The organism is Actinoplanes lobatus, from assembly GCF_014205215.1.
GTDB lineage: Bacteria > Actinomycetota > Actinomycetes > Mycobacteriales > Micromonosporaceae > Actinoplanes > Actinoplanes lobatus.
Window position 1 is genome coordinate 1 of the sequence record NZ_JACHNC010000002.1, and the last position, 14,496, is coordinate 14,496.

24 protein-coding genes are annotated in these 14,496 nt (G+C 69.5%); 5 read left to right on the plus strand and 19 right to left on the minus strand.

Annotated elements, in window-relative coordinates:
* Positions 1-105: 105 nt before the first annotated feature.
* Positions 106-1,131 (plus strand): tyrosine-type recombinase/integrase, encoded by a 1,026-nt coding sequence (locus BJ964_RS46935; RefSeq protein WP_188127593.1) that lies wholly within the window; start codon positions 106-108, stop codon positions 1,129-1,131.
* 1 nt (position 1,132) lies between these two features.
* Here the strand turns inward: BJ964_RS46935 and BJ964_RS48940 are convergent, their stop codons facing one another.
* Complete coding sequence (locus BJ964_RS48940; protein ID WP_262480356.1) at positions 1,133-1,255, minus strand: hypothetical protein; 123 nt, start codon at positions 1,253-1,255, stop codon at positions 1,133-1,135.
* Positions 1,256-1,599: 344 nt separating this feature from the next.
* On the opposite strand from BJ964_RS48940, the gene BJ964_RS46940 reads away from it, so the two are divergent.
* The gene (locus tag BJ964_RS46940) at positions 1,600-1,788 is read left to right on the plus strand and encodes a DNA-binding protein (protein ID WP_188127594.1); all 189 of its coding nucleotides are present in this window, start codon (positions 1,600-1,602) and stop codon (positions 1,786-1,788) included.
* A gap of 73 nt (positions 1,789-1,861) precedes the next feature.
* On the opposite strand, the gene BJ964_RS46945 is transcribed toward BJ964_RS46940, so the two are convergent.
* Both BJ964_RS46945 and BJ964_RS48945 read right to left on the minus strand, forming a co-directional pair.
* Positions 1,862-2,035 carry a hypothetical protein gene (locus tag BJ964_RS46945; protein ID WP_188127595.1) on the minus strand — a complete coding sequence of 58 codons (174 nt, stop codon included), beginning with the start codon at positions 2,033-2,035 and terminating at the stop codon, positions 1,862-1,864.
* The gene (locus BJ964_RS48945; RefSeq protein ID WP_262480357.1) at positions 2,032-2,157 is read right to left on the minus strand and encodes a hypothetical protein; all 126 of its coding nucleotides are present in this window, start codon (positions 2,155-2,157) and stop codon (positions 2,032-2,034) included. Before BJ964_RS48945 ends, BJ964_RS46945 begins: the two co-directional genes overlap by 4 nt.
* Before the next feature lie 207 nt (positions 2,158-2,364).
* Between BJ964_RS48945 and BJ964_RS46950 the strand changes: the two genes are divergently transcribed.
* Both BJ964_RS46950 and BJ964_RS46955 read left to right on the plus strand, forming a co-directional pair.
* Entirely contained in the window at positions 2,365-2,580 is a 216-nt protein-coding gene (locus BJ964_RS46950) for a helix-turn-helix transcriptional regulator (RefSeq protein ID WP_239163894.1), read from the plus strand.
* A gap of 91 nt (positions 2,581-2,671) precedes the next feature.
* Positions 2,672-3,208, plus strand: a complete 537-nt coding sequence (locus BJ964_RS46955; protein ID WP_188127596.1) for a hypothetical protein — start codon at positions 2,672-2,674, stop codon at positions 3,206-3,208.
* 164 nt (positions 3,209-3,372) lie between these two features.
* Here BJ964_RS46955 and BJ964_RS46960 read toward each other — a convergent pair whose 3' ends face one another.
* Positions 3,373-3,744, minus strand: coding sequence for a hypothetical protein (locus BJ964_RS46960; RefSeq protein ID WP_188127597.1), 372 nt, complete (start codon positions 3,742-3,744; stop codon positions 3,373-3,375).
* Between the two features lie 27 nt (positions 3,745-3,771).
* On the opposite strand from BJ964_RS46960, the gene BJ964_RS46965 reads away from it, so the two are divergent.
* Complete coding sequence (locus BJ964_RS46965; RefSeq protein ID WP_188127598.1) at positions 3,772-4,089, plus strand: hypothetical protein; 318 nt, start codon at positions 3,772-3,774, stop codon at positions 4,087-4,089.
* An 11-nt stretch (positions 4,090-4,100) separates the two neighbouring features.
* On the opposite strand, the gene BJ964_RS46970 is transcribed toward BJ964_RS46965, so the two are convergent.
* The 15 genes from BJ964_RS46970 to BJ964_RS47040 form a co-directional block, all read right to left on the minus strand.
* Positions 4,101-4,433: a hypothetical protein gene (locus tag BJ964_RS46970; protein WP_239163893.1), complete on the minus strand. Its 333-nt coding sequence runs from the start codon at positions 4,431-4,433 to the stop codon at positions 4,101-4,103.
* Entirely contained in the window at positions 4,430-5,155 is a 726-nt protein-coding gene (locus BJ964_RS46975) for a hypothetical protein (RefSeq protein WP_188127599.1), read from the minus strand. The genes BJ964_RS46970 and BJ964_RS46975 overlap by 4 nt, the downstream gene beginning before the upstream one ends.
* Positions 5,156-5,168: 13 nt before the next feature.
* Entirely contained in the window at positions 5,169-5,609 is a 441-nt protein-coding gene (locus tag BJ964_RS46980; RefSeq protein ID WP_188127600.1) for a hypothetical protein, read from the minus strand.
* The gene (locus tag BJ964_RS46985; RefSeq protein ID WP_188127601.1) at positions 5,606-7,696 is read right to left on the minus strand and encodes a hypothetical protein; all 2,091 of its coding nucleotides are present in this window, start codon (positions 7,694-7,696) and stop codon (positions 5,606-5,608) included. The genes BJ964_RS46980 and BJ964_RS46985 overlap by 4 nt, the downstream gene beginning before the upstream one ends.
* Positions 7,686-9,188 (minus strand): hypothetical protein, encoded by a 1,503-nt coding sequence (locus tag BJ964_RS46990; protein WP_188127602.1) that lies wholly within the window; start codon positions 9,186-9,188, stop codon positions 7,686-7,688. Before BJ964_RS46990 ends, BJ964_RS46985 begins: the two co-directional genes overlap by 11 nt.
* Positions 9,189-9,190: 2 nt before the next feature.
* A complete protein-coding gene (locus BJ964_RS46995; protein WP_407650868.1) occupies positions 9,191-9,604 on the minus strand; it encodes an HK97 gp10 family phage protein in 414 nt (137 codons plus the stop codon).
* 3 nt (positions 9,605-9,607) lie between these two features.
* Entirely contained in the window at positions 9,608-9,796 is a 189-nt protein-coding gene (locus tag BJ964_RS47000; protein ID WP_188127603.1) for a hypothetical protein, read from the minus strand.
* Positions 9,771-10,121, minus strand: coding sequence for a hypothetical protein (locus tag BJ964_RS47005; protein ID WP_188127604.1), 351 nt, complete (start codon positions 10,119-10,121; stop codon positions 9,771-9,773). Before BJ964_RS47005 ends, BJ964_RS47000 begins: the two co-directional genes overlap by 26 nt.
* Entirely contained in the window at positions 10,118-10,519 is a 402-nt protein-coding gene (locus tag BJ964_RS47010; RefSeq protein WP_188127605.1) for a hypothetical protein, read from the minus strand. Before BJ964_RS47010 ends, BJ964_RS47005 begins: the two co-directional genes overlap by 4 nt.
* A gap of 10 nt (positions 10,520-10,529) precedes the next feature.
* Positions 10,530-11,039: a hypothetical protein gene (locus BJ964_RS47015; protein WP_188127606.1), complete on the minus strand. Its 510-nt coding sequence runs from the start codon at positions 11,037-11,039 to the stop codon at positions 10,530-10,532.
* Between the two features lie 8 nt (positions 11,040-11,047).
* Complete coding sequence (locus BJ964_RS47020) at positions 11,048-11,464, minus strand: hypothetical protein (protein ID WP_188127607.1); 417 nt, start codon at positions 11,462-11,464, stop codon at positions 11,048-11,050.
* Positions 11,461-12,057 (minus strand): phage gp6-like head-tail connector protein, encoded by a 597-nt coding sequence (locus BJ964_RS47025; RefSeq protein WP_188127608.1) that lies wholly within the window; start codon positions 12,055-12,057, stop codon positions 11,461-11,463. The genes BJ964_RS47020 and BJ964_RS47025 overlap by 4 nt, the downstream gene beginning before the upstream one ends.
* 1 nt (position 12,058) lies before the next feature.
* The gene (locus BJ964_RS47030; protein WP_188127609.1) at positions 12,059-12,814 is read right to left on the minus strand and encodes a glycosyltransferase family A protein; all 756 of its coding nucleotides are present in this window, start codon (positions 12,812-12,814) and stop codon (positions 12,059-12,061) included.
* Positions 12,807-13,037, minus strand: a complete 231-nt coding sequence (locus BJ964_RS47035) for a hypothetical protein (RefSeq protein ID WP_188127610.1) — start codon at positions 13,035-13,037, stop codon at positions 12,807-12,809. The genes BJ964_RS47030 and BJ964_RS47035 overlap by 8 nt, the downstream gene beginning before the upstream one ends.
* 81 nt (positions 13,038-13,118) lie before the next feature.
* A complete protein-coding gene (locus BJ964_RS47040; RefSeq protein ID WP_188127611.1) occupies positions 13,119-14,495 on the minus strand; it encodes a phage major capsid protein in 1,377 nt (458 codons plus the stop codon).
* Between the last annotated feature and the right edge of the window lies 1 nt (position 14,496).

The following is a 14,496-nucleotide window of genomic DNA, read 5'->3' on the forward strand; positions in this document are numbered from 1 at the left end:
TTTTCATGCCCGACCTGCGCGAATACGATCCCGATCATCGCGACCAGGGAGGGCACAATGCAGCACCACCACCCGTCTAGTCGGCGGCCGGGAGCGTGAGCGGGCATGCCGAAGCAGCACCCCCGCACCCGGCGACCCGCCCGTGAAGACCTCGGCGCCTACCTCGTCTGGGTCAATTCCTGGGATCTGGCACTACGCGCCGAAGGCCGGAAAGAACGCACCCGCACCGGCTACTTCGACGACATGACGTTCTTCGCTGGCTGGCTGCTGCGCCACCGCCCGAAGTACCGCGACTGGCAGGACGTCGACAAGAAGACCCTGCGCGAGTTCTTCGCCTGGCTCCAGGCCGGCGGCGAGCCCTGCCCGCATCTGATCGTCGACGGCGTCCCGCCGGCGGAGTGCGAGGGTTACGCAGTCGGCTACGTCCGGCACGTTGCCGTGTCCGTCGATCGGTTCTACGCCTGGTGGTCCGAGGAGGAGGGGCTGCCGAACCCGCTCGACGGCGTCAAGCTCCCTCAGCAGCAGGCCCTCGGCAAGAGCCAGGTGCCCGTGCTTGACACTGACGCCCTGGCCAAGCTGATCCGTGACGCCGAGGCCGACCGGAGCTTCCACGGCCGGCGCGACGCGGCCCTGTTGCGGTTGTTCGTGTGCACCGGCGTGCGGCTGGCTGAGCTGGCGGGGATCCGGCTCGGCGACCTGAACCTGCAACGCCGGGAAGTGCTGGTCACGGGCAAGGGGTCGAAGTCCCGCACGGTGCGCTTCGACGACAAGGCCGCGCTCGCCCTGGACCGGTATCTACGGGCCAGGGCGAGGCGGCCGGAAGTGAAACAGGACGAGCGCGCGCCGCTGTGGATGGGCCACGTCCGGTCCAAGGGCGCATCGGGGATGACCGGAAGCGGCATCTACCAGGCGATCAAGCGGCGCGGTGCCCGGGTCGATGTGGCCGTGCACCCGCACATGTTCAGGCACACCTTCTCCCATAGGTGGCTGGACGCCGGCGGGGCCGAGGGGGATCTCATGGAGTTGAACGGGTGGGACAGTCCGCAGATGCTGCGCCACTACGGGGCGTCGGCGCGGGCAGCTCGGGCACGGCGGGCTTACGACAGGATCAACGTCATGGGCGACATTTGAGTCAGTCCCGGCGGGCGGTGCAGCAGTACTTGGCGGCGTCGAGGTAGCCGCGGGCGTAGCTGCGCCGCCCGTGGCGGTAGACGGCGACCGCCGTGACGGCAAGGGCGAGGCCGATTCCTATCACTGGCGCTGACTTCGTGAGGCAATCGATGGGCTGGGTCTGGATCATGCGGACTCCCCCCGGTTCCTGCATCTCCCCTGGTGATTCCAGGCAAGAAGATTTACGAAACCGCTTCGACGCATTGCGCAACATCCCCGTAACGGTGCGCGATCTTGTAGAACCTTTTCCGTTCCGGATCAGACGTTCGGACAATCCGCTGCCAGGATGTCCAGTTCGGGACCTTGGACCTATTGCCCTGTGATCACGGTCCATGCATCATGGCGCACGACTAGTGACGCCTCCGGCAGTACCGGAGGCGTCAGGACCTATCTCCATAGCGTCGAGGGATGCCGCGCACGGGCCGTCTCATGGGAGCCGCAGAGATCATGCGGCGGCTCCGCATCGGCGAGACGCGCCTCAAGCACTACCTGGCCTTGGCCAGTTGGCCGGCCACCTACGACGAGCTGACCATGGGCCGCGTGTGGGCCGCCGAGGACATCGAGCGGTGGATCCAGGAGCACCGCGCCGATCTCGCCGAGGACCCCGAAGGCGAGTAGGCGAGGGCGGCGCACCGTGGCCCGGGTCACTTCAACCACGACGCGCCGCCCCCTCTGCCCCCGGCAGGGCAGCTCACGGGGGGATGCCGGGCAGATACCACCGGCCCGGCTCGATCTCCAGGCGCTCGACATCCTCGGGCGGCAGCATCTGGCGCATGATCGACGGCCGCTCGTCGTCCGACTCGACTGTCCGGTCCTGGCCAGTCGCCTCATCGTCGCCGGGTAGGCCGGCCTCCCACCACCTCATGACTGCGGCCGTCCCGTCCGGCGCACCGTCCGCTCGTACTCGGCGCGCTCGGCATCCCGCCAGGCGTGCGCGGCGGCGACCCGGCGTTTCCACAGCAGGTGGCGCACGACCTCGACGAGCACGGCGACCTCCAGTGATGGAGAGCGGCCAGGCAGGCATCCCACGGTTTGGCGACCGCCCCGCCGCAGCTTGGCGCGGGCGGCTGAGGTCGACAGCCACTGGCGGCCCGGACCGCCCGCACCGCCGGACTTTACGCTCAGACATGTCACCGCGTCAGATAGTCATGCATATGGCGTACAGACAGGTACCTGACACATAGCGTCCGGACCATGGCAGATCGACGGAATCTCCCACGGCTCATGGGGCAGCAGGAGATCCGCGACAGGCTGGGCTACTCCCGCCAGCACACCGCCATGCTGATCGGGCAGAAAGGCTTTCCGGATCCCGCCTACAAGTTGGGGATGGGCCGCATCTGGCTCGCCGACGACGTCGAGGAGTGGATCCGCGCGCACCGGCCGGCGCTCGCCGAGGACCCGGAGAGCTGACCTGAGCGGGTCCGCCGATCGGATCGATGTCGACGACGATCATCCGTCGGATATCGACGCAGGTTGCGCGGCAGGTTCACAGTGACAGGTCATGAGCCCGCAGCCGCCCCAGCAGCCGTACCCACCGCAGCAGTACCCGGCCGCCGGCCCGCAGCCGGCCTGGAAGCCTGCTGCACCGCCGCCCAAGCGCAGCCGCGGACCGCGGATCGTCCTCATCGCCGTCCTGGTCGTCGTCGGCCTGGCGGTCGCCTTCATCGCGCTCGGGGCACTCGTCGGCGACGAGGAGACGGGGCAGACGGCCAAATCGACAGCAACCACCGTGGTGACGCCGGCGGCAGCGCAGCCGGCCGGAGACGACGAATTCGCTGTCACGGTGAAGGTCGTCGACCAGGCGTGCGGGGCATCGAACTGCCGGGTGACGTGGGTTCCGGTGCTGATCTACGACGGGCCGCTGCCCGCGACGGGTGAGAGCTGGACCGTGTCGTACAAGGTCGTCGGCGCCGAGTCCGGCACGAGCGCGGGCAAGATCCTGATCGGGCCGAAAGGGCCGGCGAAGCAGAACGAGAAACGCAACCGGGTGGCGGAGGGCGGGAAGATCACGCTCCAGGTGACCGGCGTCGAGCGGTGACCCCCGGACACAGTGAAGCGCCCCACCCGGCCGTGGGGCCAGGTGGGGCGCTGTTCGTTGCTAAGCGCGCGGCCCAGAATTTCGTCGCTGGGGGGTTCGCCGTCCGCCCCGACGCGGGCGCCATGGTGACGGTTACTCCAGCTACTCCTGGGCCGAGCTCCAGGTTACGCCGTGCGGGCGTCCGAGCCCCAGCCCACCGCGACGCCGTTCGCCGACGCGGCCGGTGCCGTCCATACGCCGAACACCGCGGCGGCCGCAGCGAAAATCGACAGCAGCTCGTCGCCGTTGATGCCGCCGGCCACGACGGTCGCAGCGGTACCGAGTGCGGCGAGCACCGCGTACACAGCAGTCTTCAGCCAGGGGGCGCCGGTGGCCAGCGGCACCAGGTAGGTGGCGACGGCCGACGCGATCGCGGTGGCGATGGCGATGCCCTCGGCCAGGTCGACGGTGTGGTCGCCGGTGAGCTGCGGCCAGGCGGCGACGGCGACCGCGACGAGGAAGGCGGCGATGGCCTTGCCGTTGGTGGTCGTGAACATGGTGAACTCCTGTTCGGGAGGTACGTGATGGGGAAGGTGCCGTACGGGGCCGAGCTGGACAGCACGCAGCGGATGGCGATCGCGCACGTGACCGGGCACGCCGAGCGACTCATCGCCCTCGGCTGGCCCGTCGACGAGCGGGCCGTCGCCGAGCTGCACACGCTCAGCCGGGACCCGGTCGTCTACGGGATCGCGCTCGGCACCGAGCTGGGCGCCATGGAAGTCGCGCCCGAGGTGTGGGGGCATCGGCAGCCGCTGGCCGACCTGTACCGGAAGTGCGGCGCCGACCTCGAGGTGGCCGAGCGACAGCGGGCATGGCGGGTCGCGCAGCGGTGGACGACCTGACTGAACCGGCGCTAAGGAGCGCCGGGCGGTGTGTTCGCCCCGGTCGCCTCTGCGATCCGGCGGACCTCGTCCCGCATCGACGATCCGCCGTTCGGCTTCACCTCGTGCGCCACCTCACGGATCTTCGCCTGCAGCGCCGCCACATTCGCCTCGATCGCGGTCAGCCGCTTGCCCCAGCCGGGCCGCTCATCGCCGTCGCCGAGCACCTCGTCGGTGAGGCGGGTCAGCCTCCGAACCATCCGCAGCATGCCTCGTACCGCCTTCCCGATCAGAACCGCCAGGCCGGACAAGGCGACGACCGCGGCCGCCACCTTGCCCAGTTCGATCAGTGCCCCAGTGGTCACGCCTGGAGCCGCTCGGCCAGCTCGTCCGCGACCGCATCAGCCGACGCCCCGCCGGACGAACCGTCGATACCGGCGACCGCCTGCTCGATCCGAGTGTGCTCACCGGGCACGTGGGCCAGGATGTTGCCGGCCTCCGCCAGGTACGGCGTGCTGCCGGGCTCGAAGTTGATGTTCCACTTCGTCTTCCACACCCGCTCGGCGGCCGTGGTGGCCGCCTTGTCGATCTGGGCGGCCAGCCACTTCTTGTCCGCTTCGGTCAGTGCCACGGGAATTTCCTCCAGTCCCCACGAACGGGTGTCGGCTTCATGCTTGGTCTCGTACGAGCCGGAGAAGTGCGCGTGCTGGGTGTGCGCGTTGTCCCCGGTGTAGGAGCGCTGACGCCAGTTGTTCGACGCCTCCCAGATACGCCGGTTGTAGATCACGTAGCGCAGCCGCTTCTCCGCCCCGCTGCGACAGCGGGCCACGATGTGCTGCACCACCTTCTCCATGGTCAGGTCCGACTCGCGCAAATCGGCGTCAAGGTCCACGGCGTGCACCTCGTGCTTGCCGTCCGCGTCGCGGATCGGCACGTTCCCGACCTCGTCGTCGTTGTGGTCCGAGCTGCGGGCCTGGTGGGCGACATCGCCGATCGTGCCGTCCGACGACGTGTCCCGGCCGGGTGCGATCCGGTTCAGCTCGGTGCGCAGCTGCCCGAGGCAGGGCACGAGAATCCAACTGGCCATGATGCCTCCTTGGTCAGGACACGTCGTCGACGGTGAGCAGCCTCGCCTGGGTGCCCGAGCCCTTGGCCGTCAGCGTGCCGGTGCCGGACGATCGCCTAAAGGTCCCGGTGAATGTCTGGCTCGCGGTGGAGCCGGCCGTCCACTCGGTGATCACCGTTTCGCCCTCGGTGGCGCTGGTCGAAGCGACGACGATCGTCGAGAACGTGAGCTGCGTGCCGGCGATCCCGGACCCGGTGCGCAAGATCAGAAAGAACCGGTCCGCGGCGACGCTGCCGAGCCACGGGCACCACCAGACGATCCGGTAGGTGTGGCCCGACACCGCGTTGATCGTCACCTGGTCGATGGCCAGCTCGGTCGTACCGGATGTGGCCGACGCATCGGACGTCGCCGTGGTGGTGCCCGCCCTGCGGTTGATGTCGCTGGCGTAGATGATGTCGCCGCCGAAGACGGTCACCGTGCCCACCTCCCGGGAGTCGCGATGTGGACCTCAGCCCCGACGGCCAGGGTCTTGCGGACGCCGTTCTTGGACCGGACGGCGCCAGTGAGGACCTGCTGGTAGGCGCCGAACGACCCGGTGCGCGCCGCCATGCCGCCAACCGGCACGCCGACCAGCTCGCCGGAGATCAGCAGGTCATACGCGGACGTCGACGACCAGGCCTCGTCGCGGGTGATTCCAATCGTCAGCGTGGTAGCGGTCGGCCCGGCCTCGGCGGCGATGGTGGCGGTGCGCAGGTCGTAGCGGCGGTCGCTGTCGTAGGTGCCGCTGTCGAAGATCTGGTCCGGGACGGTGGTGAACGTGATCGACCTGGCGGATGGCCAGCCGATCGTCTCGGTGTAGCCGATGACCTGGAGCCGGAGCGTGTTCTCGCGGTAGCCGGTGATCTCGATGACGTCGCCGATGTCGATCGCCTCGATCTCGGCGACCCGGTCCGCGTCGAGGGCGGCCAGGTTGACGACCACCTGCGGATACCGGGGCAGGTCGACGGTGGACCGGTTCAGCCACCACTTGGCCAGGTTGGGCAGCACGGCCTCGTCGTAGACGGAGACGTCGACCGTCTTCTCGTACGGGCCGATCCCGTCTGGCGAGGCTTGCGAGCCGAGCGGCCCGGTGTCGTCCTCGGCGGTGGCCTCGCCGCCGTCGCGCTGCTTCACCGTGACGATGTTGTGCACGCCCAGGTCGTCGGTGACCTCCCGGGGCCGGCCGGGCAGCTCGGCCACGTCGATGCTGACTGCGGTCCGGCTGTAGCGGGCGTTGCGCAGCATGAACACGACCTGGACGCCGTCGACGGCGTCAAAGATCAGGCCGTCCTCGGTGTCGCGGATCTCCCGGAGGATCTCCGCCAGCGTCTCGGCCCTCTGCACGCCCATCGGCTCGGACAGGTCCGGGTCGCCGATGAAGTCCCAGTTCAGCCCGAGTTCGGTCATGATCCGGCCGAACCGCCACCCCGCCGGCTCGCTCGCGTGCCCGTCGAACGCGAGGAACACATCCGGGCCCTCGTCACCGGTGGCGGCGCGGGCGTAGACGGCGCAGTAGTTCGCGTCGGTGCTGTACGTGGTCCTCGGCGTCAGCCAGATCGTGGGCTGCCCGGTCGCAGTGCCGGCGAAAGTCTTCGTGGCGCCCACGCCGCCGGCGCCCTCCGCATACCAGAACGGTTCGTAGGTGATGGTGCCGCCGCTGACGGTGACCCGGATCCAGTAGCGGATCCAGCCGCCCACGTCGAAGCCGTTGTGGCTGGACGACTGGTAGTCCAGGGTGGAGCCGTCGGCGTCGTAGATCCGCCAGGCAAAGTCGGTGTTGTTGGTCTCCCAGGCCCAGATCCGGCCGGCTGAGTCCGTCCACCGAAAGATCTCCTGGTAGGCGGCCGTCAGGGTCGCGGCGAGCTTCGCCGAGAACGTGAGCTGATACCCGCTGGCCGTCGAGGCCAGGAATCGTCCGGTGAGCACGCCGCTGGCGCCGGCCACCGCGGACGCCGAGGCGCCGGCGGGGTGGTCGTCGCTGCCGAGGGTGACCTCGCCGAAGTGGGCGCCAAACTTCCCGCCGGGCATTGTTGCCGACAGGTAAGCAGCGTCCTGGGGGTCTTCCAGGGACCAGAATCCGAGCAGGTCGGACCGGGAGAGCGTGTCACGGACGATCGGCGACTGCAGGCGCTCTTTCCACTGGCCGATCTGCTGGAGCAGCCCGCCGGCCTCGACGTCGACCCACGCGCTGCCGCGTTTCGGCCGGGCCCGGAAGTACCTGCTCTCGCTGGCCTCCCACCGGGACGCCTGGACGTGCCCGCGAACCACCCCGCCGACCGACGCCCGGATCGGCGTGTTGCGCCCGGCCTTGCCGAACAGCGGGCTCTCGGGGTTGGAGGTGCGGAACAGGTCCTCGTCGTTGTTGAGCTGCGCGGACAGCAGGGCCGAACGCGGCGCGGCGGACTCGGCACCGTCACCGCGCTGGATGCGGATCGACTGCCCGGCGAGCACGTAGTCACCGATGACCAGGTCGTGCCAGGCGTCGTCGTAGTACAGCTCCAGGGCGACGTCGTTACGCGGCATTGCGGCCGCCGAGCACCAGCTGGACGTTGCCGCCGCGCCGGCCGACGCCGCGGGCGAGTCCCTCGATCAGGACGTCGGAGTCGAGCATCACGACCACCTGGACGGAGTCGGAGGGCGACCGGCCGGCGGGCAGCACGGTCTCGCCGGCCAGGCCGAGGAACGGCACCTCCTGGCCGGGCAGACCGGGGATCTTCCCGCCGGTGTGGAAGGTCGGCAGCTTCGGCGCGCTGACCGAGGACCCGCCGATACCCGGCACCCACCCGGGCACGGTCCACGACAGCCGGCCGACCGTCGAGTTCCAAGCTCGGCTGATCGCGTTGAACGCCGCCCTGAACGGCGCGGAGATCTTGGTACCGATGCTTGCGAACGCGTCGCCGATCTTCCCAGGGAGCTTCTTGAGGTACTCCCACACCTGGCCGGACTTATCCCGGACCCAGTCCCAGGCCTTACGGAACGGCGTCGTGAGGCTGTTCCAAACCGCCTGGAAGGCGTCGGCGATCTTGCCGGGAATGGTCTTCAGGTAGTCCCACGCCTGGCCGGCCTTCTCCTTGATCCAGTCCCAGGCCTGGCCGGCCTTCTCCGCCACCCAGTCCCAGTTCTTGACCAGCAGCACGATGATGGCGATCAAGGCGATGATGCCGAGGATGATCCACACCAGCGGGTTCGCGAGCTGGGCCGCGTTCCACGCCCACTGCGCCGCGGTCACCAGCGACGTCACGCCGATCACCGCGGTGAGCAGCGGGGTGATCAAGCTGAGCTTGTCGGCCCACTCCTGCAGCGCCGGCGGGTTCGCCTCATGCATCGCGTCGTTGAGATCGAGTTGCGCGGCCTTCGCATCGATGTTCGCCTGCTTGCCGTCCTCGGTCGCCTGCGTACGGTCGATCTCCGCCTGACCCGCGTCGAGGCTCGCCTGTTCGGCATCGGCATAGGCCTGGTTCAGATCCTGGTTCGCCTGCTCAAGGTCAATCGCGGCCTGCTTGGCCTCGTCACTGCCTTTGCCGTGCTCTTTGACCGCCTTGTTGTATTCGTCCTGCGCGGTCTTGGCATCCAACGTCGCCTGCTTGCGATCGATCTCCGCCTGGCCCACGTCGAGCGTCGCCTGCTGCGCGTCGGCGTAGGTCTGGTTGAGATCCATCTGAGACTGTTCGAGGTCGATGGCGGCCTGCCGGCTGTCAGCCATGGCCTGCTCGACGTCGTTCTGCGCACGCGCGAGCCTTTGGGCCCGGGCGCGGGCGTAGTCCTGGATGTCCGCGACGGCCTGCATGCCGCCGGCCATCGAGTCGATGGCGTCGGTGGCGCCGGTCGTGGCCGCGCCGAGGGACCCGAGCCGGGACTCCAGCCGGGACGCCGACTGCGCCTGGTCCTGCATGCCACCGCCGGCGGTCTGAGCCGCGGTGCCCACCGATTCGGTGGCCTCCCGCGCCTCCCGGGCGGCGCGCTGCAGCTTCTCGGCGTCGCCGGCGAACTCCAGCATGACGGTGTTCCCGGCCATCGTCAGCCCTCCTCGAGTCCGGCGCCGGCGACAGCCCGGCTGATCGCTTCCTGGAGCACCTGTTCGATCTCCGGCCGAATCTCGGCGAGCGTCGGGTACACGTACCGGCCCTCGCGGATGAATGGCCGCGGCGCCGGGCGGCCGGATCGCCGGCCCTGCCCGCCGAAGTCCAGCCAGGGGAAGTAGGCGGCCTTCTTGCCGCCGACCGCGACCCGGGCCGACGTGCGGGTGGACCTTGCTTTGACGCTGGACCTGGCGGCCCCGGTGATGGCGGGAATCTTCGGCCGGACCCGGGTGACGAGCAGTTCGGCGCCCTCGTTCAGCGCGAGACGCAGCTGCTTCGGCGCCTCACTGTCGACCGCCCGCAGCCCGCGGTTGAGCTGGGCCAGGCCGGTCACGGCGATCCGCATCTCCACGGCTCAACCTCCTGCCTGGCCCATGGCCAGTTCCCGGCGCTGCGCCTTGATGCCGTACCAGATGGCCCAGGTCGCGAACTCCTGCTCGCTCATCTCCCGGCGCATCCGGGCGACGGTCATGCGCAGCTTCTCGGCGAGGAAGTACTCGAATCCGAGGTCGGACTCGTCACTCTCCAGCTGCTCCCGGATCACTTTTCTGGGCGGCCTCGCCGTGCCCGGACAGCTCGCGAATTTTGTCGCTGACCGCGCCCAGGTCCGGAGCACGGCCCGGCCGCTTCCGCCACGCCTCGACCTGGGCCGCGGACATGGATGGGGCGACCAGGCCCATCTGCACCATGTGGGTTTCGAAGACGTTCCCGTCACCGTCGGGCGACAGCTTCCCGGCCAGGAACCACTCGTACCGGGAGAGGCCACGGACCCGGACCGTCTTGCCGGACGGCAGGGCGACGTCGGCGCCGGACTCCTCCTCGATCTCGGCGAGCAGGTCGTCCGCGCTCGCGTATTCGATCTGGCTCATGCCTGGTCCTCCGAGTCCCACTCGTCGGACGGCTCGGTCTCCAGCGCCCAGAGCCGGTAGCCGGCGACCGGCGCGGTCTCGGTGTACTTCACGACGACGGCATCGAACGAGTCCTGGGGCAGGCCGGTGCCGGTGCCCTCGGGCCGGTACTTGACGTTGACCTTGGTGCCGACCAGTGGCTTGAGGACCGCCCGCGGCCCGGTCGCGCCGTCGGCGTACTTGCCGGAGCAGGCGAACGCGCCATCCAGCAAGGTCGGGTCTTTGACGACGGCGCGCTTGCCGTACGTCGTGTTGTCCTCGGTGCCGGACGACTGCTCGCAGTTGGAGTCCGTGCAGTCCGTGGAGACGTCGTTGCCGTCGATGATGATCACGGTGAGCTTGCTGTGTTTACGCGCCATCTCAGCCTCCTCAGGCGCTCGTGCCGATGATGACGACGTCGTAGGTCACCGAGGTGCCGGACGACGAGTTCGCGACGGTGAGCAGGTCGCCGGTGCCCGCGGTGACCGACACTTTGCCGTCGGCCGGGCAGGTCCACAGGAAGCAGCCGCCCGGCGGAATGTCGATGCCATCGGACGCGGCCAGGAACAGCGGCACGCCGTTCGACGCGGGCCTCGTGACCCGGACGTTGTTGGTGTTCGCGCCGGACGCGGTGATCATCACGGCGCGCAGCTCAACGAACGTCAGCGTGTTGCCGAACGGGCCCGCGAGCACGCCGGCCAGGTCCAGATCCTCGCTCGCCGAGGCGGCGATGGTCCGCTGGTCGTGGAACATCCGGTCCGCCGAGTTGGCGCCGGTGCCGTCCGACAGCTCGATCTTGAGCTTCTTAAGGAACGAATCGGTCGGCGTGCCCAAATCCAACACGTTCTTGTAGATCGCGTCGATCATCACAGTGACGATCGTTTTCAGGTTGGTGGCCATCGGTCTCCCTACGTGTTGCCCGGCCCGGTGATGCTGAGATGGAAGATGACGCCGAGGTAGTCGGTGCCGCCGATCGTGACCGTCTCAAACTCGGCGGCGACCACGGTGACGTCGTCGCAGGACGTCCAGGTGTGCGCCTCAAGCCGGTCGACGACGGACTGGTCGCCGGTGTCCGAGCACCACGCCGACGCCTGATCGCGGGCCGACCGGTCCGTTACCCGGGACGTCACAAGGGTGACCTCGACGTCGGGGTAGCTCGTCTCGCCGCGCCCGTACGTCTGGTGATAGCGGATCCCGGGCGCCACCGGGTAGTTGACGACCCCGGCTGGCGGCGTGATCGTCGACGCCGGGTACGCCTGCACGCGCAGGCCGGTGACCTGGGCAAGGACGGTGGACACCTCATCCATGACGTCGGCGAGGATCATGCGAACCCCGAAAGGACGTAGGGCGCCACCAAATCTTCGATGTCCGGGTCGAACCGGGACACCCGTACCGGCCCCTCGTTCGACCACCCAGAAACGCCTTCCGGGCTTTCGCGGCGCATGAACCGACGGTTGGCCAGCAGCACGCACGCCTCAGCGATCGGCTCCGGCACCTCGGGCCAGCCCCATACGGCGGTGATCCGCCAGCGGCGGGACGTGCGCCACAGCCCGCGGTCGCGGCGCAGGCCGGTGATCGCCCGCCCGTCGACGAGCGCGTTGTCCGGCTCAGTGAAGAAATCGGCGACCGTCGTCCAGGTGGTGCCGTCGCCGAGCTCGACAACGAGGCCGGCGATCGAGGCGATGTCGTCGACGAGCAGGAGCTCGCCGTCGCCGTCGTCCCGGACAATGCGGCCGCGCAGCGCGCCGGTGCGGGCGGTCGCCGCGCCGTCGCGCCAGAACCGGCGGCCGGTCCGGTCGTCGATCGCCCTCGACGCCCGGGTCAGCGCACGGGTCAGCGCGGCGTCATCGGCGGTATCCGACAGCGGAATCTTGCGGGCCGCTTTCAGCTCGGTGAGGGTGGCGTACTCGTTGGCCACGTCAGCCCCCCAGGTCCTGGGCCTCGAACGTCTCCTCGTCGAGGTAGATGAAGCCCTTCTCGTGGGTCGTCTTCACCGCGGTGTCGACGTGCACCGGCAGGTCGACGGCCTGCAGCCGGATGCAGAACGACAGGTCCTCGGAGAACGTCCGCGGCCTGCCCTTGAGTCCGGTCGGGTGGACGATCGGCTCGAACCAGGCGTCCCCGTGCCGGGCGCGGACCGCCTCGAGGGCGCTGCGGTGGATGAGCAGGCAGGCCGCGCCGGTGCCGGCGACCGGCATCACCTGGTCGCGCGGGTAGTCGACGATCGGCCGGAATCCGACCTCATCGTCGGCTTGGATGAACTCGTAGACGGTCGGCTGGATCAGGAACCGCTCGGCGTACATGGTGCGGCCCTCGGCCGGCTTGCGGCGCAGCGCGGCGAAGCACAGCCCGCCCATCACCGGGCGGAGCCCCGGATCCGCGGACTTGACGAGCCGGTCGACGGTGTCGGGTGCGAACCCCATGTCGGAGTCGACGAACCACAGCCATTCGCCGTCGGTGTTGTCGAGGAAGTCGCGGGCCACCTTGTTGCGGTTGACGGCGATGCCGCCGGCTCCGGTGACGGCGCGCAGCTCTGTGCCGCCGGGGCGGATGATGCGCTGCGACGAGGCGGCGTCGTACAGGCACAGGTCGCGGTAGGACAGGCCGAAGCACGCCGACCAGCTGCCGGGGTCGAGGTAGCCGACGACGACGGATCCTTCGACGGTCTCAGCCACGGCGGCCGCGCTGCTCGCCGGGCCGGCGGGTGGCGGTCTCGACCGCGGCCTGGTCGGCGGTGTCGGCGTCGGCGACGAACAGCCACGGGTACGCGCGCACCAGCGGGTCGTCGGCGGTGAACTGCTGGGCCGGGTTCGGCACCACGAGTTCGCCGTGCTCCGGGTGCCGAACGGCGCACGGGCCTCCGGCCGAAGCTGGGCGGACGCGGTAGATCTTCGCCATGATTCCTCCCGCAGGGCGTCGCAGGGCATGGGAAAGGGCCGGGCGCCCTGCGAGACTCCCGGCCCTTCCGTTGTCGGGCGCTTACGCGCTGGTCTTGTCCTGGAGCAGCCGGAACGCCGAGATATTGGTGGCGTCGGCGCCGGTGCGCCAGTACGCGTACCAGCCGCGCCGGCCGTCGGGCAGGTTGTTGGCCGTGTTGAACAGGTGCGGGATGTACTCCACGCTCATGCCACCCGGCTTGTCGACGATGCAGTAGTTCGAGAAGTCGCCGAAGACGATCTCGTTGTCGAGCTGGGTGGTCGTCTGGGTGGTCGGCATGTCGTCGCTCTCGACGACCGGCCGGCCCAGGATGCGGTCGGTGACCGGCTGGGTGAGGTCGCCGGAGAACGCGCTGGAGACCGCGGTGCCGAGTCGCTTGATCGCCAGGTTGTACAGCGGGTTCAGCAGCCACGAGCTACGGCCGCGCCAGCGGACCGGCACGCCCCGGTAGAGGGCGTGGATGTCGACCTCCCCGATGGTTGCCGCCGTGGTCGAGGTGATCTCGACCGACGTGGACGCGTCCAGGGCTGTGACGATGCCCTTCGGCTGGTTCGACGCGCCGGTGCCGGTCGCGTGCGCGGCACCTTCGAGCCGGTCGCGGGCGTCGGCGAACATCATCATCACGTCGGACGCGAGGTTGTCGATGTCGTCGAACGCGGCGATGGTGGCCTGCACGAACGCCTGAGCGACGTTGGTGCCGATCGCGGGCCGGCCGAACGTCGGGGTGTCGTCGGAGACCTCCGCCAGCTCGCCGTCCCACGACGCGGTCACGCCGGCCGAGGTGACGCCGTTCCAGGTGGTGCCCTGGGTGAGGGTGACCACGCGGGAGATCTGCCGGATGGCGTTCGAGCTGCCCGAGTTGGTGAGGATGATCGTCGGGTCGAGGTGGGTGGGGAGCAGGTAGCCGCCGTTGGTGTTCGAGCCGACCGACATGGCCGTCCGCTCCTCGGCGGTGAGCAGTTCGGCGCGACCCATGAGGATCTTCGCGAAGCCGGACTGGTACTCGTCGCGGGAGCGGGCGAGCAGGTTGGCCGCCCACGCGGTGTCGCCGGAGTGCCGCTTGATGAGCCGCTCGAAGTGAGCCTGGTTGTCGCCCTCGATGTCGCGGTGCTCGTTGGCGCGGATCAGCGAGTCGACGAGTTCCTGCCGGCCGGCGGCCGGGTTGTTCAGGGCGTCGAACGCGCCGGGCTTGTTGCTGAACCGGGTCGACTGCCAGCGGGCGCGGGAGTCCGAGACGCGGGCGGCCCGCTCGGCGGCCGGGATGCGGGTCTCCCGCAGGTCCTTCTCCTCGGTGTCGAGGGAGTCCCAGCGTGCCTGCTGTTCGGCGGTCGGGTCGGCGTCGCCGATCTCGTCGTTCAGCGCGCGCAGCTCGTCGGTGATCTCCGACTGCCGGGCGCGCAGCTCCTCCAAAGTCTTCATG

What these genes read in the sequence shown, in the direction of transcription:
- BJ964_RS46935 (WP_188127593.1), top strand. Translation starts at nt 106, where the DNA reads ATGCCGAAGCAGCACCCCCGCACCCGGCGACCCGCCCGTGAAGACCTC.
- BJ964_RS46940 (WP_188127594.1), top strand. Translation starts at nt 1,600, where the DNA reads ATGGGAGCCGCAGAGATCATGCGGCGGCTCCGCATCGGCGAGACGCGC.
- BJ964_RS46945 (WP_188127595.1), bottom strand. Translation starts at nt 2,035, where the DNA reads ATGAGGTGGTGGGAGGCCGGCCTACCCGGCGACGATGAGGCGACTGGC.
- BJ964_RS46950 (WP_239163894.1), top strand. Translation starts at nt 2,365, where the DNA reads ATGGCAGATCGACGGAATCTCCCACGGCTCATGGGGCAGCAGGAGATC.
- BJ964_RS46955 (WP_188127596.1), top strand. Translation starts at nt 2,672, where the DNA reads ATGAGCCCGCAGCCGCCCCAGCAGCCGTACCCACCGCAGCAGTACCCG.
- BJ964_RS46960 (WP_188127597.1), bottom strand. Translation starts at nt 3,744, where the DNA reads ATGTTCACGACCACCAACGGCAAGGCCATCGCCGCCTTCCTCGTCGCG.
- BJ964_RS46965 (WP_188127598.1), top strand. Translation starts at nt 3,772, where the DNA reads ATGGGGAAGGTGCCGTACGGGGCCGAGCTGGACAGCACGCAGCGGATG.
- BJ964_RS46975 (WP_188127599.1), bottom strand. Translation starts at nt 5,155, where the DNA reads ATGGCCAGTTGGATTCTCGTGCCCTGCCTCGGGCAGCTGCGCACCGAG.
- BJ964_RS46985 (WP_188127601.1), bottom strand. Translation starts at nt 7,696, where the DNA reads ATGCCGCGTAACGACGTCGCCCTGGAGCTGTACTACGACGACGCCTGG.
- BJ964_RS46990 (WP_188127602.1), bottom strand. Translation starts at nt 9,188, where the DNA reads ATGGCCGGGAACACCGTCATGCTGGAGTTCGCCGGCGACGCCGAGAAG.
- BJ964_RS47005 (WP_188127604.1), bottom strand. Translation starts at nt 10,121, where the DNA reads ATGAGCCAGATCGAATACGCGAGCGCGGACGACCTGCTCGCCGAGATC.
- BJ964_RS47010 (WP_188127605.1), bottom strand. Translation starts at nt 10,519, where the DNA reads ATGGCGCGTAAACACAGCAAGCTCACCGTGATCATCATCGACGGCAAC.
- BJ964_RS47015 (WP_188127606.1), bottom strand. Translation starts at nt 11,039, where the DNA reads ATGGCCACCAACCTGAAAACGATCGTCACTGTGATGATCGACGCGATC.
- BJ964_RS47020 (WP_188127607.1), bottom strand. Translation starts at nt 11,464, where the DNA reads ATGATCCTCGCCGACGTCATGGATGAGGTGTCCACCGTCCTTGCCCAG.
- BJ964_RS47035 (WP_188127610.1), bottom strand. Translation starts at nt 13,037, where the DNA reads ATGGCGAAGATCTACCGCGTCCGCCCAGCTTCGGCCGGAGGCCCGTGC.
- BJ964_RS47040 (WP_188127611.1), bottom strand. Translation starts at nt 14,495, where the DNA reads ATGAAGACTTTGGAGGAGCTGCGCGCCCGGCAGTCGGAGATCACCGAC.